This window comes from Gordonia sp. NPDC003504 (assembly GCF_053587995.1).
Map to the genome: position 1 here is coordinate 115752 of NZ_JBSFPC010000013.1, position 19953 is coordinate 135704.

Below are 19953 nucleotides of genomic sequence, written 5' to 3' on the forward strand. Positions count from 1 at the left end.
ACGACAGAGTTGGCCATGAACATGGCTGACTCCGAATTCGACCCCCGAACGCTCATCGCCGAAACCCGGCTCGCGATTCTCGCCACCATCAAATCCAACGGAATGCCGCAATTGTCCCCGGTGACGGCCGTCTTCGACGCCGACGCCGACATCATCCAGGTGTCGATGACCGAGGGACGCGCCAAGACCGCGAATCTCCGTCGCGATCCCCGGGCGGCGATCGAATTCACCGGCCCCGACGGGTACACCTGGGCGACCGCCGAGGGAACGGTCACCTTGACCGGACCGGGCACCGACCCCGACGGACCGGAGGTCGACGCACTCGTCGACTACTATCGGCTCGGCGCGGGCGAGCACCCCGACTGGGCGGAGTACCGCAGCGTGATGGTGTCGGACCGCCGGGTGCTGATGACCTTGCACATCACTCGCGTCTACGGCGCCAAACTGCGCTGATCCGGCGTCGGAGGCGTGCGCCCGGCACGCGAGGGGAGCGGTGAGTCGGCGTGGTCGACCGGATGGAACGCCATCAGGTGCCGCTGTATCTGGTGGCGATCGCGGTGGGGATGATCGTCGGACTCGGCGTTCCCGACGCCGGGCCCACCCTCGAACACGCGATCAGCCCCGCACTCGCCGCGCTGCTCTACGTCACCTTCCTCCAGGTGCCGGCGCGGGCACTGCTCACCGCGCTGCGCGACGGCCGATTTCTGCTCGCCGTGGTGGTGATCAACTTCGTGGTGGTCCCGGTGGTGGTCGCGGCGATGTACCACTTCCTGCCTGCCGATCAGGCCATCCGGGTCGGCGTCCTGCTGGTCCTGCTGTGTCCGTGTGTCGACTACGTCATCGTGTTCAGCGGACTGGCCGGCGGTGACAGTCGCCGGTTGCTGTCGGCCACGCCGCTGCTGCTCCTGCTGCAGATGGTGATGCTGCCGGTGTTCCTGTGGGCGTTCATGGGTGCCGACCTTGCCGATGTGGTTGACGCGCAACCGTTTCTGATGGCCTTTCTCACCCTCATCGTGATCCCGCTCGCCGCGGCGTGGCTCACTCAGTGGTGGGCGTCGGCGCATCGGTCCGGTCGGCGATTCTCCGCGGGGGCATCGGCATTGATGGTGCCGCTGATGATGGTGGTCCTCGCGGTCGTGGTCGCCTCACAGACTCCGGCGGTGAGCGACGGTCTCGGTGCGGTGGCCGAGGTCATTCCGTTCTACGTCGCCTTCATCGTCGTGATGACAGTCGTCGGCGTCGGTGTCGGCCGATGGTTCGGGTTCGGCGTGCCGGCACGGCGCGCCGTGGTGTTCACCGGCGTGACCCGCAATTCGCTTGTGGTGCTTCCGTTGGCGCTCGCGCTGCCGACCGGGCTGCAGACCGCGGCTGTCGTTGTGGTCGCCCAGACGCTGGTCGAGGTGATCGGGATGGTGGTGCTCGTGCGGTTGGTTCCCCGACTGGTGCCGGCACCGCAGCCTTCCGCCTGACCGCGGAACCGATCGCCGCGGGCTCAGTCGACGAGGAATCGTCCGCCGGGGCGAGTGCCGACGCCCCCTTCCCGTTGCCGCCGGATGACATATCGGCCCGGTGCGATACCGCTCGCCCCGTGTTCGGGGTGGATCAGATAGGCCGTTGTGCGAGTGTCGAGGACGCCGAGCGTGAGGAAATCGGAATCATGGTGACCGGTGGTCCATTCGCATCGGTCATCGTCGGCGACCAGGGTGTGCGGATTCCCGCCGGAACCGCTGCGCAGAACTTCGATCCCGGCCTGCGGGATCGTCGTCCACCGTGCCTTGCGGTGCACGGCGACAACGTCGGCGACGACGTCGAACGGGATGACGATCAGGTCGCCCTGGGCCTGCATCCCGGCGGTCACCGGGATGGCGACGTCGCGGTCGAGATGATCGAGGACATCGAGTCCCGATCGCGCGGTGAGTTGGGTCAGTGTGGGTGCGGTCATGAGGTCACCTGTGTGGTCGGGAGTGGTTGGGGGAGTGACGGATCAAGGGTCGGTCAGGTGCGTCGGGTGAGCTGTGAATAGGTCTCGGCGCTGAGGCCATAGGTCCATCCGGCGGCGGCGAGGGCTGTCGGCAACCATTGCGGCACGGTGAGTCCGTAGCAGCGACGAGTGCCGTCGCGTTCCACAGAACCGTTGGTCGCCAGCAGTATTCGATCCCGACGGCGCCATTCCGGCGGTGGTGCGTACAGGCGGAGTGGGTGGCCGGCATTGCCCGGGTCATCGGTCTCGTCGACCAGTGACAGTCGGGCCGACGCCACGTAGGCGTCCCAGCCGATGCGTTCGATGGCGCACCGTCGGATCTCAATGTTGCGTTCGGGCGACGGATCGTCGAGGACCCAGTGCGGCACGGTCGTCCCGTGGATCGCGAAAACACGGTGCCCGTCGGCGAATTCGACAGCCGGTGAAGAATCGGCATGGAGCCGGCGTTCGCCGTGAACGGCGCCCGGGGTCGGTTCGGTACGCAGTCCGGTCGGCCGCTCGGACATGAGGCACACGCCGTCGAGCGGCCACCACCAACCGGTGGCCTCGGCGATCCGCATCTGCAGGTCCAGTACGTGAAGTTCACGGCGGGTGAACCCGATCAGTCCGAGCACGCGATAGATGTCCTGGAACGCCAAGCGATGCGCCTCATGCTGCCCATACCACGTGACGACGTTGGGTTGTGCGGGCACGATGGTACGGATGGCCGGTGCGATCGAATCGAAGATCGTCGTGCGCAGTGCGTCGTGCAGGGCGGCGCGGATCACGTCGTCGACGCCGATACCCTCCCGGACGGCCGTTTCGATCGACATGAATCTGGCCCGGGTCACCCAGCGATAGGGGTACGGTGCGGTGTTCAGCCGCCGGTGGATGCGCCGGTCAATCCGTGATCGCGTCCCGGTAATCAGTGAGCAGATGTCCCGCGACGCGTGATCTGTTGCACCACTGACGATCTGGGCCGCGGCCACCGGGGAGTCGACCCAGGTGAAGCGTGGTCGGGGGAGGTTGCAGAGGCGATACATCTCGGCGACCACGTGTTCGGCGGCCGACCGATCCGAGGGTTCGGTGGACATCCCGATGCGGAGCCACCGGTCGCGAGCGCAGACGACCGCGTGTGAGTGATCGGTCAGAAGGGAATCGGCGAGCGAATCTCGGGAACTCGTGGCTCCTCGAGTGGTACCGCGCCTCATGCGATGGAGGCGGAGTACGCCTTTCCGTGAGTCATGGTGACCAAGGATGACAGGAATCCATCACGGCCGCAAGGGGCATCCGACACCAGTGACATTGCCGACCGCGCGATCTAGAGTCGCAGGCATGAGCGAGCGCACCTGGGATCTCACCGCCGACGACGGCTCGGTGACCGTGCACACCGGTGTCACCGGTCCCGCGGCGCGGACCGGACATCGCCTGACCATCGAGTGGGAGAAGTGGTCGGCGACAGTGATCCTGAACGACAATGAACCGGTGAGTCTGTCCGCCCGCATCGAGGTGGACTCACTTCAGGTGCGGTCGGGTGAAGGCGGCGTGACCCCGCTGAGCGGTCCGGAGAAGCTCGTCGCCCGAGCCAATGCACTGAAGTCGTTGAAGGCCAACAAGAATCCGGATATCTCCTACCAATCCACCTCGATTACGAAGACGGACAACGGATATCGCATCGACGGAGCTCTCACCATCCTGGGCCGGGACAGGTCGCATCCCCTGGAGGTGACGGTGACCGAGTCCGCGGAGGGCTGGGAGTTCGGTATCGACACCACGATTACCCAAACCGACTTCGGGGTGAAGCCCTACGCACTGATGATGGGTGCGCTCAAGGTCGCCGACGACGTCCGGGTGGTCGTCGTCGCGCGGCACGCGACCGGGCTTTGAGCGTAGGCCGCGGGTCGGTTGTCGGTAGTCTTCAGCGTTCCGCGGAACGCTGGGGTTCGTCGGTCAGGCGGCGTGGGCGAGTTGGGTGGTGCGTTGTTCTCGGTGGCGGTGGTCCCAGATGGCGTAGAGGATTTCGGTGGTGTAGCCGAGGTCGAGTCTTCCGGGGTTGATGGGTACCACGGCGTCGTGGGGTATGGGTGCGGGGGTCCAGCCGTCGGGTGTGTGTTGTGGTGGGGCGGGATGTATTTCGGTTCCATTGGTGCGGTGGAAGGTGAAGCGTTGCTGGGCGTGGGTGGTGATGGAGAACGCTCCGTGGTGTAGGGCGCGGTGGTGGGCGGAGCAGAGCAGGATGAGATTGTCGGGGTGGGTGTCGCCGCCGCGGGACCACCAGGTGACGTGGTGGGCGTGGAGGTGTCGGGTGCGTCCGCATCCGGGGTATCGGCAGGTGTGGTCTCGGTCGAGGATGATGCGCATCATCGCGGCATTGGGTGAGCGGCGCTTGCGACCCCAGAGGGCGACGACGCCGCGCCGGTCGTGGCCGACGTGGCGGTGACCACCGGTGCAGTCGGCTTCGGCGAGTTCGGTGTCGGTGAGGGCGGGTCCGTTGTTCAGGTGTGGATCGGCCGGTGGCGCAGCCGGATTCGACCGAGTGGGGTCCCACGCAGTCGAATCAATGTCGCTGTCGCTGTCGGTGGTGCTGTTGCTGTCTGGGGTGTCGGGTGCGTTGTCGTAGGTGTGGATGATGACTTCGGCGCCAGGGGCGAGGACGGGGACGTCGACGGTTGTGCGCATGGTGTCGGCCATGAGCATGAGTGCGGGCGCGATGTTGGCGGGGGTGTTGCGCCACAGGTGCAGGTCGGAGAGGTCGCCGGGTATTGCTGGTGTGTCAGGGTCGGTGGTGGGGTGGTCCTCGGTGAGGGGTCCGATGTCGGGGTCGTCGGTGGTGCGGGTGCGTTCGTATTCGGCGCGGACGATGGCGGCGAGGAAGCCTGCGCCGTCGAGGGGTGCCAGGCGCATGCTGACGGAGAGGGTGTCGTCGGTGTTCCAGCGCCAGGTCGCGGTGGATTGCGCTGGGCGGGTGTGGTTTTCGTAGCGGTGGTCGTCGATGTTGCGCATGGCGCGGACAAGGAGCTCGATTTGGGCGGCGTCGGCGGACAGCGCGATGTTGAGGAGCTCGGGTTCGCGGTCGGGGGTGGCGACGCGGGTGATGGCGCGGACTTTGGAGTAGGAGAGTTGTCCGTGGGTGAAGGCGGTGTGGATGCGGGGGAGGTGTCGGAGGGCGCGCGCGACGCGGACGTGGTCGTGGGCGGTGCGCAGGGAGAGTCCGGCGCGGAGGGATAGCCAGTGCGCGAGGGAGAGGATGCCGTCGCCGACCCAGGTGTGGCGGTCTTCGAATTCGGCGAGGAGTTCGAGGAATCGTGCGGTGAGGGCGGCGATTTGGGTGGCGTGGCCGATGAGGCGTTCTTCGATCTGGACGGCGCTCAGTTCGGCTGGCGGGGTGGTGTCGAACAGGTCGGTGGAGTCGCAACGGGGTGTGGTCGGTGCGGTGGTGGTCGGGATGGGCATGGTGGACCTCCGGGATCGCTGGTGTGTTCGATGACTCAGGGTATCGACCACCACCGACAGACTCGGCCCCCGACGCCCCTCAGTCGAGCTCAACCTCGTAGACCACGAACTCGCTGGTGGCGAGCCGGTCGTAGAGTCGACGAGCGGTCGAGTTGTCCTGCGCGGTCTGCCAGTACACCTTGGGGAGGTCACGGGCAGCGGCCCACGCCGTCACATGCTCGATCAGTGCGGCCCCCACACCCGAGGATCGTGCATCGACCGCGACGTAGAGATCTTCCAAGTAGCAGTACGGCTTGTCGCTCCACGTCGATGGGTGGGTGAGCCAATGGACGATGCCGACGACGACGCCGTCCGCGACGGCCACCGCACCCCACATGGCGACCGCGTCGTCGAGCAGTCGTCGGAAGGTGCGCTCTGTCTGCGCGTCGCTGAGATGATGACGATAGAACTCGAGGTAGCCGTGCCACAGTGGCAGCCAGGAATCGTGGTCGTCGACGGTCAGTGGCCTCACGTGCGCATTCATCGGTTCAGTATTTCTCATCGGGTCGCGCTGGGTGTGTGGCCGGATAGGTCGACCTTGGTGGCGGCGTGGAGACCGGACGCGAATACTGGGCCGGGTAAGCAAGATCCTCCACCAGCCCAGGAGACGTGATGGCCGACGATATCGACCCCTTCGATGAAGGCAAGCATTACACGGCACCGGATATCACCGTCAGCTTCGACGCCGCACGATGCCGGCACTTCGCCGAATGCGTTCGCGGGCTCCCCACGGTGTTCGACACCGGACGCCGGCCGTGGATCGATCCCGCACAGGCCGACGCGGATACCGTCGCCGAGGTCGTGCGTCGTTGTCCCAGCGGCGCATTGCAGTACCGGCTGGGCTCCGGTATTCGTGAAACGCCCGACTCATCCACGACGGCAACGCCTCTGGACGGCGGACCCCTGTTGTTGCGTGGCAACCTCACCATTGCGGAGGTCCGTGACGGTGTGGAGATCGACCGACACGAAACGCGGATGGCGGCCTGTCGCTGCGGCAAGACCGCCAATGACGTGTTCTGCGACGGAAGTTGCACGGCTGCCTGACGTCTCGCTGGACGGATGCTGCGACCATCGCGAGGGGTTTCCCCGCGTCACCTACGAGATGTTGGAATCGGCATGGCGACTGCCGATTCCGCCGGGGTCGGCGCCCGAGTGGACCGCACCTACTGCCGAACGATCGGTTATGGGCCGACGCTCTTCTCCGGGCTGTCCCGGCCGCTCGACCTAGAGTTGACCGGACGCGAGGAACCCGGTTCCGGAGCGGTGGCGTTGACCTATCGACTCCGGTGACGTTCCGATGCAATGGTCGAAAGACGTTGCCGTAGAACGCTGGTAGGCTCGCCGCGTGGGTGACGGGGCTGGCGCGCGGTGGAATCACAACATTCACTACCACCGGCTGATCATGGCTGGGCTGCCCCCACATGCGCGCAGTGCGCTAGACGTCGGGACCGGCGACGGACTGCTCGCAGCCGAACTGTGTGAACGGATTCCCGAGGTGGTCGCCATCGACATCGACGAGGCTGTGCTGGACCGCGCGCGGAGCGAGGCGACGGGCATCGAATGGATTCGGGACGACGTGATGGACCATCCGTTCGGCCGGACCTTTGATGTCGTCGCCTCGGTGGCGACGCTGCATCACCTCCCCGATCTGTCCGCGGCGTTTCGGCGGTTGTCCGACCTGACATCGCCAGGGGGAACGCTGGTTATGGTCGGCCTTGCGCGGCCGACTCGGATATCGGAGCATGGTCTCGGGCTGCTCGGTGTTGTGCAGCATCGATGGCTGTCACTGCGGCGTGGACACTGGGACCATTCGGCGCCGACGGTGTGGCCACCACCGCACTCGTATACCGAGGTGCGTCAGTGTGCGATGCGGGAATTACCTGGTGCGCAATGGAAGTTGCTGCCGTTGTTCCGGTATGCCGTGACGTGGCGCAAGCCGATGTCATGAGACCTCGAAGTGACCGTGGTCGGCGCGCAACGGTGAGCACCGCCAGGCACGCGGCGACGAGCAGGATTCCCACCCACCCGGCCGCCGGGAGATGTTCGCCCACAACGGCGACGGCGAGAACCGCCGCGACCGCCGGTTCGAGCAGGGTGAGCGTGGTGGCGGTCCCGGCGGTGACATGGCGCAGGCCCCAGCCGAAGACGAGATAGCCGACGAACATCGGGATGAGGGCCAGATAGATTCCCACGCCGATGTTCGTCCATGAGGACAGCAGTGGTGCGCCGGTGGCGAGAATGACCGGCACCAGCAGAAGCCCACCCACACCGAAGATGGCCCCCATCGAAGCGGACGCGGAGATGCCATGCGACATCAATTTGTGGGCCGCCCAGGAATACAGCGCATACATCGTCGCAGCAACGAGGCCGAGGCCGATACCGAACAGTGTTCGCAGCGCGCCCGCATCGGGGGCCTCGGCGTGCGCCACGCAGAGCAGTACGGTCCCGGCGACACCGAGGCCGGTGGCCACCATCCACCGTCGGGTCAGTGGCCTGCCGTCGGCGACGCGTTCGATGAGTGCGCAGGCCAGGGGGGCGGCACCGATCGACACGACGGTGCCCGTCGCGACTCCGGCCAGATGCATGGAGCTGTAGAAGGCGAGCGGATAGATCGCGACCGATGCTGCGCCGACCGCGACCGTGGTGCGGTGGGCACGCAGATGCCCCGCGTGACTGCGGATCCGGCCGGCGGCGACACACGCCTGGAGTAGGCCGCCGACACCCATGGCCACCGCGCCGATCGCGAGTGGGCTCACGCCCGATGCGAAGGTGGCGGCGGTGCCGGTCGTACCCCACAGCGTTGCGGCGAGGAGAACGAGGAGTGTTCCCACGCGCGTGATCTTGTGGTCGGGGTGGTTCACAGGTCCTCGAGAAGGTCGACGGCAAGGGTGCGGGCGTGCCGCAGGCGCGTGTCGTCGCCGTCGAGTCCGGCGCGAACCATCGCCCCCTCCAGCAGGAAGCTCAGGTGTTCGGCCAGTCGGGTGACGCGGTCGGGACGGTCGGGGAAGAGTGCCCCGAGATGGCTCGCAATGAGGCGTTCGACGTGGTCCTTGTGGGCCGCGACGATGGCGCGGCCCGCGTCGCCGGCGGGAAGCTCGGCGGCGGCGTTGAGCAGCCCACATCCGCGGAATTCACGGTTGCAGGCGAGCGCGGCGTGGTCGAGGTAGGCGTCGAACACGGCGAGGACGCCGTGGCGCGGGTCGGTATCGGTACCCAGTCGTAGCCGGTAGAGCTCGAGCCATTCGGCATGTCGGTCGTCGAGGTAGGCGTAGACCAGGTCGGCCTTCGACGCAAAGTTGTTGTAGAGGCTCATCTTTGCGACCCCGGCGTCGGCGGTGATGGTGTCGACGCCGGTGGCGGTGACACCGTCGGCGTAGAAGCGCCGGGCAGCAGCGGCCAGCAGCCGTTCGCGAGCGGGACGCGGTCTACTCGTGCCCATGCCTGAACCTTCCGACGCGGCTTACTGGGTAGATCTGTCTACATAGTAGACCGCGCATGCGTCGGCGTGGCGAATCGCCGGGACGGGACCGGCGTGACGTGGGTCAGGGTGTCGGCGCAGGAGGCGACGGCCGACACCGATCGTCGTCGGCGTGGGCCGCGGTGAGGCGGCGCAGCAGTTCGCCGAGTTGCGTGCGCTGGTCCTCGGTGAGGACCGCGAAGAAGTTTTCGGCGTCGGTGGCCTGGGCCTGCTGAAGTTCGGCGAGTACGCGGCGGCCCTCGGGCGTGGTGCGAACACAGCGTGCTCGACGATCACGTTCGTCGGGAACCCGCTCGGTCAGTCCCCGGTCCTCGAGCCGGTCGATCACCTCCGTCGCCGATCGGGGGGCGATCCGTAGCCGCTGTGCGATCTCGCCCAGCCGCAGACTGTCGCTGTGGGCGACGACCCGCAGAGCCCGCGCCTCGTGCGGAGAAAGGTGCCAGGGGTCGAGCGTGCCGACCCATCGGCGTCGCAGGGCTCGGGAGGTGGCCATCGCCAGGTCCCGCAGCGATTCGCGGTCGTCGTCGGCGTGGTCAGTTGCCTCGGGCATAAAAGGGATGCTACCTCAGTTAGTAGTAGGGATATCATGAGGAAACCTCAGCATGACCAAAGGAGGTGGGTGCCCTGACAGCCCCTCAATCTGTGATGCCTCAACGTGGTGGACCGGCGCGCGTGAATCCGGCCGACCGCATTCAGCTGGACAACAGTCCCGTCAGCTTGCGTCGCGTCGCGGCGCTGTTCACGCATTACCGCCTGCGTATCGCCATCGTGATGGTTCTCATTGTCGCATCGTCGGTGATCACGCTCGCCAATCCGTTCCTGGTCCGCGCCGTGATCGATCGCGCGATCCCGAAACAGGATGTGACCCTGCTGGTGTGGGCAGTGGTGGCCATGATCGGCATCACCGTCGTCAGTTCCATCCTCGGTGTGCTGCAGACCTGGATCTCCACCACGGTCGGGCAGCGCGTGATGCACGACCTGCGAACCCGGGTGTTCGCACACCTGCAGCGGCAGTCTCTGGGCTTCTTCACGCGCACTCGTGGGGGAGAGGTGCAATCCCGGCTGACCAACGACATCGGCGGCATGCAGACCGTCGTCACCACGACCGCCACGTCGGTGGCCGCCAACCTCACCACGGTCGTCGGTACCGTCGTCGCGATGGTGGTTCTCAGTTGGCAGTTGTCGCTGCTGTCGCTGGTGGTGGTGCCGCCGGCGATCTGGCTGACCCGCACCGTCGCCCGGATGCGGCGCGAGGTCACCGCCGCACGGCAGCGCACCCTCGCCGACATGCAGACCCAGATCGAGGAATCGTTGTCGATCGGCGGCATCCAACTGTCCAAGACCCTGGGTGCGGGACCCGTGCTCGCCGAACGATTCTCCGACACCTCGCACCGCCTCGTCGATCTCGAGGTGCGTTCACAGCTGTCGGGGCGGTGGCGGATGGCGACGATGAACATCATCTTCGCGACGATCCCGGCACTGCTCTATCTGGTGGCCGGACTGCCGGCGACCTCCGGTGGCATGACGATCGGCACCCTGGTTGCCTTCACCGGTCTACAGGCGGCACTGTTCCGTCCGCTGATGGGTCTGCTCGACGTGGGTGTCAGTATCACCAGCTCGCTGGCACTGTTCAGCCGGATCTTTGAGTATCTCGACCTTCCCGTCACCATTGCCGATCCAGAACGTCCGGTGCGACTGCAGGATCCACGTGGTGCTGTCCGGTTTGACGATGTTGTGTTCCGCTACGAGGGTGCAGCCACCAACGCACTCGACGGAATCGACATCGATCTGCCCGCCGGCGGATCACTTGCGCTGGTCGGCGAAACCGGTTCGGGCAAGACCACTCTCGCCTCCCTGGTGTCGCGACTGCACGACGCGGACCACGGATCGGTGAGCATCGACGGAGTCGACGTCCGCGACATAGCCCTCGCCGACCTCGCGCAGCTGGTCGGTGTGGTGTCGCAGGAGACGTATCTGCTGCACGCCAGCATCCGCGACAATCTGCGCCATGCCCGGCCCGACGCAAGCGATGCTGAGATCGAGGCGGCAGCTCGCGCCGCACAGGTGCACGATCTCGTTGCCGCGCTGCCCGACGGCTACGACACCCTCGTCGGTGCCCGCGGGCATCGGTTCTCCGGCGGTGAGAAGCAGCGAATCGCGTTGGCGCGCACGCTGTTGCGAAATCCGAAGATTCTCGTGCTCGACGAGGCCACCAGCGCGTTGGACAATGAGACCGAACGTGCGGTGCAGGCCGCCGTCGACGCCGCCAGTCGGGGACGTACCACCATCACGGTGGCGCACCGTCTGTCGACGATTCGTGACGCCGACCAGATCCTGGTACTTGATCATGGTCGTATCGCCGAACGAGGCACCCACGAGGAACTGGTCTCGCAGAGCGGTCGTTATGCGCGGCTGCTCACGCGTGGTGACACGCTTGCGGCTGCGTGATCGGGTGCGTCGGGGGCCGCTTTCCATGAATCGTGGCGGCTGACACCGTAGCGTTGAGCCATGGTCAAGAACCTCGTGGTGTGCTGCGACGGGACGTGGAAAAGTGCCGATGATCAATTCGTCTCCAATGTGGAAAAGATCGCTCGATCGGTCGCGTCCTCGGGCGCCGACGGTGAGCCGCAGGTCGTTCACTATTCGCGCGGTGTGGGTTCCGGGGGGAGCCGCGTCGAGCGGATCCTGGGTGGTGCATTCGGCATCGGCCTCGATGCGGCGATCACCGACTGCTACCGGTTTCTCGCCCTGAACTACGCGCCGGGAGACCGGGTGTTCGTCTTCGGGTTCAGTCGCGGTGCCTACACCGCGCGCAGCTTGTGCGGCATGATCGCGCGGGTCGGGCTCCTGACGCCGATGGGGGTGGCGCAGGGGAAGTTGCCGACGGCGATGTCGCTGTATCGAAACCGGCCGTACAGCGCCGATCCCGCGAAACCGGCCCCGGTGAGCACCGAGTACGACCGGGCGGTCGCCGACCTCGGCACCTACTGCCATCCGGCGGCGGAGGTGACCATCGACTTCCTGGGGGTCTTCGATACCGTTGGTGCACTGGGAGTTCCCGGAATCGCACGACGAAAGTACAGGTTCCACGATGTCACTCTCTCGGACGCGGTGACGTGCGCTCGCCAGGCCCTCGCCATCGCTGAACGCCGACGGATCTTCGCCCCCTGCTTGTGGGGTGGGCACCATCTCGACATCGCCCAGGTCTGGTTCGACGGCGTGCACTCCGACGTCGGCGGTGGGTATCAGGACTGCTTCTACTCCGATCATTCGCTGTTGTGGATGGTGCGCGAGGCGATGGGAACCGGGCGCTACGGCATTCGGCACGGTCTGAGCTTTGACTGGGACCGGTTGTCCACCAACAAGTGTCAGGCAGCGGACGCGACCGAGCAGCACAACTCGTTGACGTTCTCCTATCGGATCTCCAACGTGTTCAGCGTGATCGGTGGGGCACTCGGTCGCAAAGCCGCGCCGTTCGTGCCGCGGTTCGCTCGTGGGTGGCGAACCTTCGCCCCGACGGTGGAGATTCCGGGCAGCGGCATCTCGCGTGCCTACGATGTGCGGGTCGAGAGTTCTGCCGTGGTTCGGGCGGTCAACCCCAACATGCGGGCGTGGTTCGACGAAGTCCGACGTCTCGGTGGTGACCCCGATACTCTCGCCGTGACGGTGCCGTCATGGTCGCAGGCATCCGACCCGGGTGCAGGTGTATGACCGCGACGGCGGTCCCTCTCGACTCCCTCCCTGCCGTTGTGCCTATAGAGTCAGTCGGGATGTCCGGTTCGCGTGTCCTGAACGGGCCGGTGTCCGATGTTTCGAGAGGAATACATGAGCCAGGTCGCAACCCGCCGCACCGCAGTTGTCGCCGCACTGTTTGCCGTCACGCTGATTGCTTCTGCGTGCGGTGGCAACGATGCGAATGACGCCGTGACGCAAACATCGTCGGTGTCAGGGTCGATGACGGGGTCGACGGGGTCGACGGGGTCGACGACGCCGCCGACGTCAGCGTCCGGTGAGGAGACGAGTACTTCGTCGGTCGCGGAGCCGTCGGCGTCGGCCGCCTCAGGTCAGGTGACGATCATGGGGGAGCGTGACGTCGAGGTCACCCTGACGGGCCCCATCGCCGCCAAGTACTCCTCGGCGACCGCCGCGCAGAAGTCGGCCCTCGGGAAGCCGCTGACCGGCGACCACAATGCCGGAACCCGCGACAGCGGCGTCGTGTTCCAACAGTTTCAGGGCGGCGTCATCATCGCGAAGAACGATGACGAGGGAACACCGGCGTACATCGTCACCTCCGGCAAGATCCGGGACGCGTGGAACACCGAGCGCGCTCCGGACGGCACGCCGTCGCTGAGCGGCCAGAACGGTTCGGCCGGACCTCTGGGAGTTCCCACCAGCGACCTCACCACCCAGGGCCAGCTGGAGACGGTGACCTTTGAGCACGGCAAGATCACCGAGAACACCCGGACCGGCGTGGTCACGGTGACCGTCAACGGCAAGGTCGTGCCGTCGGGTCTCAGCTGAGATCCGCAAGGTGCGGCATCACATCAATTCCTGAAGGTGATGCCATCGGTCCGCATTGCGGGGCTGTGCCGATGGCGATCCGGCTCATCGGCGCCCGGTAGCTCGATGCGGAGATCGGGCCATCGGGCGATTCACTGGAATGACGCGAACGATGCCGTCCAGGCCGTCGAAGTCGTCAGGGTTGGTCGTGTACAGCGGCAGCATGGCGGCGGCTGAAACAGCCGCGATCATGAGGTCGGCCGCCCTCCGCCTCGGTGTCCTATCGCGGGCTTGGACAGTGGCGCTGATACACCCGAATGCGCGAGCAGCATCGGCGTCGAAGGGCAACGGGTCAAACTCGTTCTCGACACGCTGGAGGACAGCGGCGCGGCGCGCACGCCCGGACGACGCCTCGGCTTCGTCGCCCCTGACCAGGTGGACGCCGGCGGAGAGTTCCGCCAGTGTGATTGCGCTGATTGCCATCTCGACGGGAAGTTCTTCAGGGTCGATCGCGTGGCGAAGAATCAAGATGTTGGTGTCGAGCAACCCGCGGCGCACTTCATCGGGCATACGGCTCGCTCAAGGTTCCGTCATACGCACGATCTTGGTCGGCCCGGAATTTCTCTACGGCACCGGGCTCCGCGAGTGGGGTGAGAAGGTTCAACCTGTCGGTTTTACTGGCAACCCTGCATATTCGATTGCTGCATATTCGCAGCCAACGCACAGCATGGCCACTCTGTAGCGTTACATGTAACGTCGGCTCATGGCAGTGAGGGACAGGGTTGGTGAGTATCGACGCCGGATGCGTGAGCGCGGTTTGCGCCCGTTGCAGGTTTGGGTCCCTGACGTGCGCACGCCCGAATTTGCCGCGCAAGCCCACACTCAATCGGTGCTGGTTGCGCAGGCCGATGCCGATGGGGACGAGCAGGATTTCGTCGAGGCTGTCGCCGCGCCGTGGGACGACGAGGCGTGATTCGCGGCGAGATCTGGACTGTGGCGGGTGGTGTGTATGCATCGAAGCCGCGCCCTGCGGTCATCATCCAGGACGACCTGTTCGATTCAACTCTGTCGGTGTTGATTGCGCCGATGACGAGCCGGCTCATCGAGGCGCCGTTGTTTCGCATTCGTATCCCAAGCGAACGTGAAGCGATCTCAGGTCTCGAACGGGACAGCGACGTGATGGTCGACAAGCTCACCGCGGTACGACGGTCGAATGTGCTGACGCGCGTTGGCCGGCTGACGTCCGAACAGCTCGTGGAAGTTGAACGCTCGCTGATGGCGTTTCTGGGTCTTGCGCGATGATGCGATGCGCAAAGAGTGGTAGCGTAACGTCGCGAGTAGTAGTAGTGGTGGTGGGTCCGGGCTGTCGAATCTTCTTGTGCTGGTAAGCAATATGTAGTGTCGTACTGGATACCGTCAATATTGAATTGATCATATTCCCCTGCAGGCGATTTGAATTGCAGGTGCCTCGGTCACTGCTGTGGTGTGGGGGGCGGCGCTTGCCGACTGTATCGATATCTGTCAATATTGATATATGTCGAATCAATCCCTGTTGGTTGCGGGTGCCCGTCGCAGTATGGGTGTTGAGCAGGCTGTGGTGCTGTCGCGGCCGCTCAAGGCTCTGGCGGATCCGGTGCGGTTGCGCTTGATGTCGGAGGTGGCGTCGCATCCGGGGGGTGAGGCGTGTGTCTGCGATATTTCGGGATCGTTCGAGTTGTCGCAGCCGACGATTTCGCATCATCTCAAGGTGCTTCGGGAGGCTGGCTTGGTGACCAGTGAGCGGCGGTCCACCTGGGTGTATTACCGCGTGAATACCGATGTGCTCGAACAGCTGTCGGTGGTGCTCGCAGGGTTGACGGCGGTCGTCGGAGACGCGCGGTCGTGTGAGGTGCCCGAGTGAGTACAGGTGATTCCGCTGTGGCGGGGAAGCTGTCGGTTCTGGATCGTTTCTTGCCGGTGTGGATCGGCGCCGCGATGGTTGTGGGTTTGTTGTTGGGCCGCGGGATACCTGGGCTGGGTGACGGTTTGGCCGCGGTCGAGGTCGACGGTGTCTCGTTACCGATCGCGATCGGTTTGCTGGTGATGATGTACCCGGTGTTGGCGAAGGTCCGCTACGACCGGCTGGATTCGGTCACCGGTGATCGGCGGGTGCTGCTGGGGTCGCTTTTGTTGAACTGGATTGTCGGGCCGGCGTTGATGTTTGCCCTGGCCTGGCTGTTCCTTCCGGATCTCCCGGAGTATCGGACCGGGCTGATCATCGTCGGCCTTGCCCGCTGTATCGCGATGGTCATCATCTGGAATGACCTCGCCTGCGGCGACCGGGAAGCTGCCGCCGTGCTGGTGGCGATCAACTCGCTGTTCCAGGTGGTCATGTTCGCTGTCCTGGGCTGGTTCTACTTGTCGGTCTTGCCTGGTTGGCTCGGATTGGAGCAGACGACGATTGATACGTCGCCGTGGCAGATCGCGAAGTCGGTGCTGATCTTTCTCGGCATCCCTTTGCTGGCCGGGTTCCTGACCCGCCATTACGGCGAGAAGGCCAAGGGCCGAACGTGGTACGAGCAGAAGTTTCTGCCTCGCATCGGGCCGTGGGCCCTGTATGGGTTGCTGTTCACCATCGTGATCCTCTTCGCTCTGCAGGGTGACCAGATCACGTCACATCCGGTCGATGTGGTGCGGATTGCGGTGCCGCTGGTGGTGTACTTCGCGGTGATGTGGGGCGGGGGTTACCTGCTTGGTGCCGTGATGGGGCTCGGCTACCAGCGCACCACCACCTTGGCGTTCACCGCGGCGGGCAACAATTTCGAACTCGCCATCGCTGTCGCGATCGCTACCTACGGCGCAACCTCGGGACAGGCCCTGGCCGGGGTCGTCGGTCCTTTGATCGAGGTTCCGGTTCTCGTTGCGCTGGTGTATGTCTCGCTTGCGCTACGTAAACGCTTCACGCCCACCGCCGAGGAGTCGGCGTCGGTGCCGGCCAAGGAATCGTGATCAGTCGTTCCCGTCTGTCCGCTGTTACTCGTCGAAAGGGACCGTGCATGTCCATCACTGCGAGTGTGCTGTTCGTCTGTGTTCATAACGCCGGCCGGTCCCAGATGGCCGCGGGCTTTCTGGCCGCGCTGGCCGGCGACCGGATCGAGGTCCGGTCCGCGGGCTCTGAGCCCGCCGACCAGGTCAACCCGGCCGCGGTCGAGGCGATGGCCGAGGTCGGGATCGACAGGCCTCCGACGTGGTGATCACGATGGGGTGTGGTGACACCTGCCCGGTGTTTCCCGGTAAGTCGTATCGTGACTGGGTTCTCGAGGACCCGGCTGGCCAGGGTGTGGAGGCGGTGCGCCCGATCCGCGACGAGATCAAGTCGAAGGTCGAGGCGCTGATCGTCGAGCTGACCGCGCAGCCCGCCCACCGCTGACCTTCTTGGTTGATCTGATGGAGGCGCGTGTCGATGTAGTCGTAGCCGGCGGCGGGCAGGCCGGGCTCGCCGCCGGCTACTACCTGCGCCGGGTCAACCGTGACTACGTGATCCTCGACGACCAGCCAACGCCGGGCGGTGCGTGGCCACACACCTGGCCGTCGCTGCGGCTGTTTTCTCCCACACAGTTCGCCTCGCTGCCGGGATGGCCGATGCCCCGCTGGCAGGACGGGTTTCCGCCGGCGAGTCACGTCGTGGACTACCTCACCGCTTATGAGGCCCGCTACGGTCTGCCGATCGAGCGGCCGGTGCGGGTGACCGCGGTCCGCCGCGACGGCCGCGAACTGGTCGTGGAGGCGGGGACCCGCAGTTGGCGGGCTCGCCGGGTCATCAGCGCCACCGGCACCTGGCAGCAACCGTTTTGGCCGATGTACCCCGGCGCACGGTCCTTTTCCGGCCGCCAGCTCCACACCGTCGACTACCGCACGCCCGACGAGTTCGCCGGTGCCGATGTTGTGGTGGTCGGTGGCGGCAACTCCGCCGCCCAGCTCGTCGCCGAGGTGTCCACCACAGCGGCGACCACGACCTGGGCGACCCTGCGGCCACCTCGGTTTCTGCCCGACGACGTCGACGGGCGGGTGCTGTTCGAGGTGGCGTCTCGCCGCGCCGCCGCCCTGGCTGCCGGGCAACCGGATCCGGGCGGTGTTGCCGCGCTCGGCGACATTGTGATGGTCCCGGAGGTTCGCGCGGCGCGCGACCGCGGCGATCTGACCGCGCGATCAATGTTCGATCGCCTCACTGCCGACGGCGTCGCCTGGGGCGAGCATCGTGAGCATGCCGATGTCATCCTGTGGGCCACGGGTTTTCGGCCCGCGCTCGGGCACCTGCAGCCGCTACGGCTGCGAGGCCCCGGCGGCGCGGTAGCGACAACAGGCACCCGCGCTCTGAAGGAACCGCGGCTGCATCTGCTCGGCTACGGCGACTGGACCGGCCCGGGATCGGCCACCATCCTCGGTGTCGGTCGCACCGCGAAAGCCGCGGTCGCCGACCTCGACCTCGACCTTGACGATTGACCATCCCAGCGGAAAGGGAGACAAAACATGAGCACACCGTCTGTGCTGTTCGTGTGCGTGAAAAACAGCGGGAAGTCGCAGATGGCCGCCGGACTGATGCGCTCGGCCGCCGGCGGCACCGTCGATGTCTACTCCGCCGGAACGGCACCCGGCACGGCAATCAACGCCCTCTCTGCGCAGGTGCTGGCCGAGGTCGGTATCGACATCACCGGCGAGACACCGAAACCGGTCGACCCGGACCTACTTCGCGATGTCGAGGTGGTCGTGATCCTCGGTCGCGAAGCCGACGTCGAGCCGGTGCCCGGCACCGTATTCGAGGCCTGGGACACCGACGAACCCTCTGAACGCGGCATCGAGGGGATCGAGCGGATGCGACTGATCTGCGACGACATCACCGCCCGGGTCGCCGATCTCGCCAGCCGTCTCCGTTCGTGATGCTCGTGCCCGCATCCACCCCGAAGCTCGGGGTGGATGCGGGCACGGCAGAGCAGGCTGGGGGTCAGCAGCAGGAGTTGGCGGTGGCCGGTGCCTTCTGGTCGGTCGAATCCTCGGCCGCCGCAGCGGTGCCACAGCACACGTCACCCTCGGAACTCTGCGGGCCATCGAGGTGCTGCGGGCTCGACCCGAACGTCTCCGAGTCCGACAGGACGGTATAGACCTCCCACTTCTCCTCGGCCGGGCCGGTCACCCACACCTTGTCCTGGGTGGCGAAACAACAGGTGGTACCGATTTCCTCGTCGGTGAACAGACCCTCGCCGGTCAGGCGGGCGATCTCAGCGTGCACCTTCTCCGACGACTCGACCTCCACACCGAGATGATTGATGGTGCCACCCTGACCAGGGTTTTCCAGCAACACCAGCTTCAACGGCGGCTCGGTGACCGCGAAGTTCGCATACCCCGGCTTTAGTTTGGCCGGGCTGGTATTGAACAGCTTCGAGTAGAACTCGACCGCCGTCTCGAGATCATCGACGTTGAGCGCCAGCTGCATGCGGGACATGACCAACCACCTTCACCTGTGAGACATATATCGAACTATTGACGCCGTTCAGCATGCCACCTTTTCGACATATGTCAATGCTGTGGGTATGGTTGATGTATGCCGAAGACCCTTCCGGTGATCGATATGAGTGCGCCGATCTGTTGTGCCCCGGTGACGTCGGCGCCGTTGGACGATGCCGCGGCGCTCGAGATTGCGTTGCGGCTCAAGGCTCTCGCCGACCCGACACGGCTCAAGTTGCTGTCGATCCTGCTCGCCGACGAGGGGGAGGGGATCTGTACCTGCGACCTGGCGGCCGCGGTCGGGCTGACCGAAGCCACCACCAGTCATCATCTGGGACAACTGCGTAAGGCCGGCATGATCACGCCGGAGCGTCGCGGAATGAATGTCTACTATCGATCGCGGCCGGACTCGTTGGCGGCGGTCTGCAACGCGCTCGGCGCTCACACCGGGTGCTGCTGAGACCTGCTCAATTCAACGTGGCGATCGTGTCGGCGAGGGAGTGGGCGTAGCGGGAGTAGGTTACCGCTGCCAGCGCGGCGTGACGTGCGGTCACCTGGTAGCTGTAGCCGAGCATGTCGGCGACAATGGGCGCTGGTGCCAGCCGAACCAGGTTGTCCAGGGCGCTGTTTCGCCCACCCAGCGGGGGAATGCCCAGACGACGGAGCTCTTTCATCACGGTTTGCGAATGCAGGTGGTTCCCGGCCCGGTAGCCCGGGAACAGATACATGGTGTCGGCGCCGGCGGTTTGCAGGTTGGGGCGGTGCTCCAGCAGGTCATAGATCAGCACGGCAAATGGTTCTGGTACCGGTGTCGGCTCGTCGCCCAGACGGATGCGCATCTCGGTCGGGGTCAAAGACAGGTCACCGATCTGTAGGGTCACCACCCGGGTCAGCGGTTGGGCGTAGAGCAGCATCAGCAGTCCGGCTACTCGCTGATGCAGGCTGGTTGAATCGCCCCGGGTTTGCTGGAGGCTCGGTTAGTTGGTTCCAGCGGATGCCGGGACCGGGTTCTCACGGTAGCTGGTGACCGTGTAGGTCGACC

At 65.6% G+C, this 19953-nt stretch carries 25 protein-coding genes and 2 pseudogenes; 17 read left to right on the forward strand and 10 right to left on the reverse strand.

Going from position 1 to position 19953, the window contains the following annotated elements; genetic code table 11:
* The first annotated feature begins 21 nt into the window (after window positions 1–21).
* Complete coding sequence (locus ACWDPV_RS20375; protein ID WP_348805845.1) at window positions 22–453, forward strand: PPOX class F420-dependent oxidoreductase; 432 nt, start codon at window positions 22–24, stop codon at window positions 451–453.
* A 62-nt stretch (window positions 454–515) separates the two neighbouring features.
* Window positions 516–1469 carry an arsenic resistance protein gene (locus ACWDPV_RS20380; protein WP_449744414.1) on the forward strand — a complete coding sequence of 318 codons (954 nt, stop codon included), beginning with the start codon at window positions 516–518 and terminating at the stop codon, window positions 1467–1469.
* Between the two features lie 23 nt (window positions 1470–1492).
* On the opposite strand, the gene ACWDPV_RS20385 is transcribed toward ACWDPV_RS20380, so the two are convergent.
* Complete coding sequence (locus ACWDPV_RS20385) at window positions 1493–1942, reverse strand: hypothetical protein (RefSeq protein WP_449744415.1); 450 nt, start codon at window positions 1940–1942, stop codon at window positions 1493–1495.
* 53 nt (window positions 1943–1995) lie between these two features.
* Window positions 1996–3054, reverse strand: coding sequence for a DUF6745 domain-containing protein (locus ACWDPV_RS20390; RefSeq protein WP_449744416.1), 1059 nt, complete (start codon window positions 3052–3054; stop codon window positions 1996–1998).
* A 241-nt stretch (window positions 3055–3295) separates the two neighbouring features.
* Between ACWDPV_RS20390 and ACWDPV_RS20395 the strand changes: the two genes are divergently transcribed.
* Window positions 3296–3847 carry a YceI family protein gene (locus ACWDPV_RS20395; protein ID WP_449744417.1) on the forward strand — a complete coding sequence of 184 codons (552 nt, stop codon included), beginning with the start codon at window positions 3296–3298 and terminating at the stop codon, window positions 3845–3847.
* 63 nt (window positions 3848–3910) lie between these two features.
* Here ACWDPV_RS20395 and ACWDPV_RS20400 read toward each other — a convergent pair whose 3' ends face one another.
* Both ACWDPV_RS20400 and ACWDPV_RS20405 read right to left on the reverse strand, forming a co-directional pair.
* Window positions 3911–5413: a DUF222 domain-containing protein gene (locus ACWDPV_RS20400; protein WP_449744418.1), complete on the reverse strand. Its 1503-nt coding sequence runs from the start codon at window positions 5411–5413 to the stop codon at window positions 3911–3913.
* Between the two features lie 79 nt (window positions 5414–5492).
* Window positions 5493–5936 carry a GNAT family N-acetyltransferase gene (locus tag ACWDPV_RS20405; protein WP_449744419.1) on the reverse strand — a complete coding sequence of 148 codons (444 nt, stop codon included), beginning with the start codon at window positions 5934–5936 and terminating at the stop codon, window positions 5493–5495.
* A gap of 128 nt (window positions 5937–6064) precedes the next feature.
* Between ACWDPV_RS20405 and ACWDPV_RS20410 the strand changes: the two genes are divergently transcribed.
* The 3 genes and pseudogenes from ACWDPV_RS20410 to ACWDPV_RS20420 form a co-directional block, all read left to right on the forward strand.
* Window positions 6065–6496, forward strand: a complete 432-nt coding sequence (locus tag ACWDPV_RS20410; protein ID WP_449744420.1) for a (4Fe-4S)-binding protein — start codon at window positions 6065–6067, stop codon at window positions 6494–6496.
* A gap of 72 nt (window positions 6497–6568) precedes the next feature.
* A complete protein-coding gene (locus ACWDPV_RS20415; protein WP_449744421.1) occupies window positions 6569–6742 on the forward strand; it encodes a hypothetical protein in 174 nt (57 codons plus the stop codon).
* 112 nt (window positions 6743–6854) lie between these two features.
* Window positions 6855–7121: pseudogene (locus ACWDPV_RS20420) on the forward strand (class I SAM-dependent methyltransferase); the annotation flags it as partial.
* A gap of 34 nt (window positions 7122–7155) precedes the next feature.
* Here ACWDPV_RS20420 and ACWDPV_RS20425 read toward each other — a convergent pair.
* The 3 genes from ACWDPV_RS20425 to ACWDPV_RS20435 form a co-directional block, all read right to left on the reverse strand.
* Window positions 7156–8283, reverse strand: a complete 1128-nt coding sequence (locus tag ACWDPV_RS20425) for a DMT family transporter (protein WP_449744422.1) — start codon at window positions 8281–8283, stop codon at window positions 7156–7158.
* Window positions 8284–8309: 26 nt separating this feature from the next.
* A complete protein-coding gene (locus tag ACWDPV_RS20430) occupies window positions 8310–8891 on the reverse strand; it encodes a TetR/AcrR family transcriptional regulator (RefSeq protein ID WP_449744423.1) in 582 nt (193 codons plus the stop codon).
* Between the two features lie 103 nt (window positions 8892–8994).
* On the reverse strand, window positions 8995–9480 hold the full coding sequence (locus ACWDPV_RS20435; protein WP_449744424.1) for a MarR family winged helix-turn-helix transcriptional regulator: 486 nt from the start codon (window positions 9478–9480) through the stop codon (window positions 8995–8997).
* 95 nt (window positions 9481–9575) lie between these two features.
* Between ACWDPV_RS20435 and ACWDPV_RS20440 the strand changes: the two genes are divergently transcribed.
* The 3 genes from ACWDPV_RS20440 (at window position 9576) to ACWDPV_RS20450 (ending at window position 13451) form a co-directional block, all read left to right on the forward strand.
* Complete coding sequence (locus tag ACWDPV_RS20440) at window positions 9576–11378, forward strand: ABC transporter ATP-binding protein (protein ID WP_449744425.1); 1803 nt, start codon at window positions 9576–9578, stop codon at window positions 11376–11378.
* Window positions 11379–11438: 60 nt separating this feature from the next.
* The gene (locus tag ACWDPV_RS20445) at window positions 11439–12641 is read left to right on the forward strand and encodes a DUF2235 domain-containing protein (protein ID WP_449744426.1); all 1203 of its coding nucleotides are present in this window, start codon (window positions 11439–11441) and stop codon (window positions 12639–12641) included.
* A 114-nt stretch (window positions 12642–12755) separates the two neighbouring features.
* Window positions 12756–13451, forward strand: a complete 696-nt coding sequence (locus ACWDPV_RS20450; RefSeq protein WP_449744427.1) for an LGFP repeat-containing protein — start codon at window positions 12756–12758, stop codon at window positions 13449–13451.
* 84 nt (window positions 13452–13535) lie between these two features.
* Here ACWDPV_RS20450 and ACWDPV_RS20455 read toward each other — a convergent pair whose 3' ends face one another.
* Window positions 13536–14000: a PIN domain-containing protein gene (locus ACWDPV_RS20455; protein WP_449744428.1), complete on the reverse strand. Its 465-nt coding sequence runs from the start codon at window positions 13998–14000 to the stop codon at window positions 13536–13538.
* A 193-nt stretch (window positions 14001–14193) separates the two neighbouring features.
* Here ACWDPV_RS20455 and ACWDPV_RS20460 point away from each other — a divergent pair, with 193 nt between their 5' ends.
* The 7 genes and pseudogenes from ACWDPV_RS20460 to ACWDPV_RS20490 all read left to right on the forward strand — a co-directional run bounded on the left by ACWDPV_RS20460 (window position 14194) and on the right by ACWDPV_RS20490 (window position 18347).
* Complete coding sequence (locus tag ACWDPV_RS20460) at window positions 14194–14403, forward strand: antitoxin MazE-like protein (RefSeq protein ID WP_449744429.1); 210 nt, start codon at window positions 14194–14196, stop codon at window positions 14401–14403.
* Window positions 14400–14732 (forward strand): type II toxin-antitoxin system PemK/MazF family toxin, encoded by a 333-nt coding sequence (locus ACWDPV_RS20465; protein ID WP_449744430.1) that lies wholly within the window; start codon window positions 14400–14402, stop codon window positions 14730–14732. The genes ACWDPV_RS20460 and ACWDPV_RS20465 overlap by 4 nt, the downstream gene beginning before the upstream one ends.
* 232 nt (window positions 14733–14964) lie before the next feature.
* Window positions 14965–15330 carry an ArsR/SmtB family transcription factor gene (locus ACWDPV_RS20470; protein ID WP_449744431.1) on the forward strand — a complete coding sequence of 122 codons (366 nt, stop codon included), beginning with the start codon at window positions 14965–14967 and terminating at the stop codon, window positions 15328–15330.
* Window positions 15327–16418 (forward strand): ACR3 family arsenite efflux transporter, encoded by a 1092-nt coding sequence (gene arsB / locus ACWDPV_RS20475; RefSeq protein WP_449744432.1) that lies wholly within the window; start codon window positions 15327–15329, stop codon window positions 16416–16418. Before ACWDPV_RS20470 ends, arsB begins: the two co-directional genes overlap by 4 nt.
* Window positions 16419–16465: 47 nt before the next feature.
* Window positions 16466–16839 (forward strand): annotated as a pseudogene (locus tag ACWDPV_RS20480) (arsenate reductase/protein-tyrosine-phosphatase family protein).
* Between the two features lie 17 nt (window positions 16840–16856).
* Window positions 16857–17912, forward strand: coding sequence for an ArsO family NAD(P)H-dependent flavin-containing monooxygenase (locus ACWDPV_RS20485; protein ID WP_449744433.1), 1056 nt, complete (start codon window positions 16857–16859; stop codon window positions 17910–17912).
* Between the two features lie 27 nt (window positions 17913–17939).
* A complete protein-coding gene (locus ACWDPV_RS20490; protein ID WP_449744434.1) occupies window positions 17940–18347 on the forward strand; it encodes an arsenate-mycothiol transferase ArsC in 408 nt (135 codons plus the stop codon).
* Between the two features lie 64 nt (window positions 18348–18411).
* Here ACWDPV_RS20490 and ACWDPV_RS20495 read toward each other — a convergent pair whose 3' ends face one another.
* Window positions 18412–18909 carry an ArsI/CadI family heavy metal resistance metalloenzyme gene (locus ACWDPV_RS20495; RefSeq protein WP_449744435.1) on the reverse strand — a complete coding sequence of 166 codons (498 nt, stop codon included), beginning with the start codon at window positions 18907–18909 and terminating at the stop codon, window positions 18412–18414.
* 99 nt (window positions 18910–19008) lie between these two features.
* Here ACWDPV_RS20495 and ACWDPV_RS20500 point away from each other — a divergent pair, with 99 nt between their 5' ends.
* A complete protein-coding gene (locus ACWDPV_RS20500; RefSeq protein ID WP_449744436.1) occupies window positions 19009–19371 on the forward strand; it encodes an Rv2640c family ArsR-like transcriptional regulator in 363 nt (120 codons plus the stop codon).
* A gap of 7 nt (window positions 19372–19378) precedes the next feature.
* On the opposite strand, the gene ACWDPV_RS20505 is transcribed toward ACWDPV_RS20500, so the two are convergent.
* A complete protein-coding gene (locus ACWDPV_RS20505) occupies window positions 19379–19825 on the reverse strand; it encodes a hypothetical protein (RefSeq protein WP_449744437.1) in 447 nt (148 codons plus the stop codon).
* Between the last annotated feature and the right edge of the window lie 128 nt (window positions 19826–19953).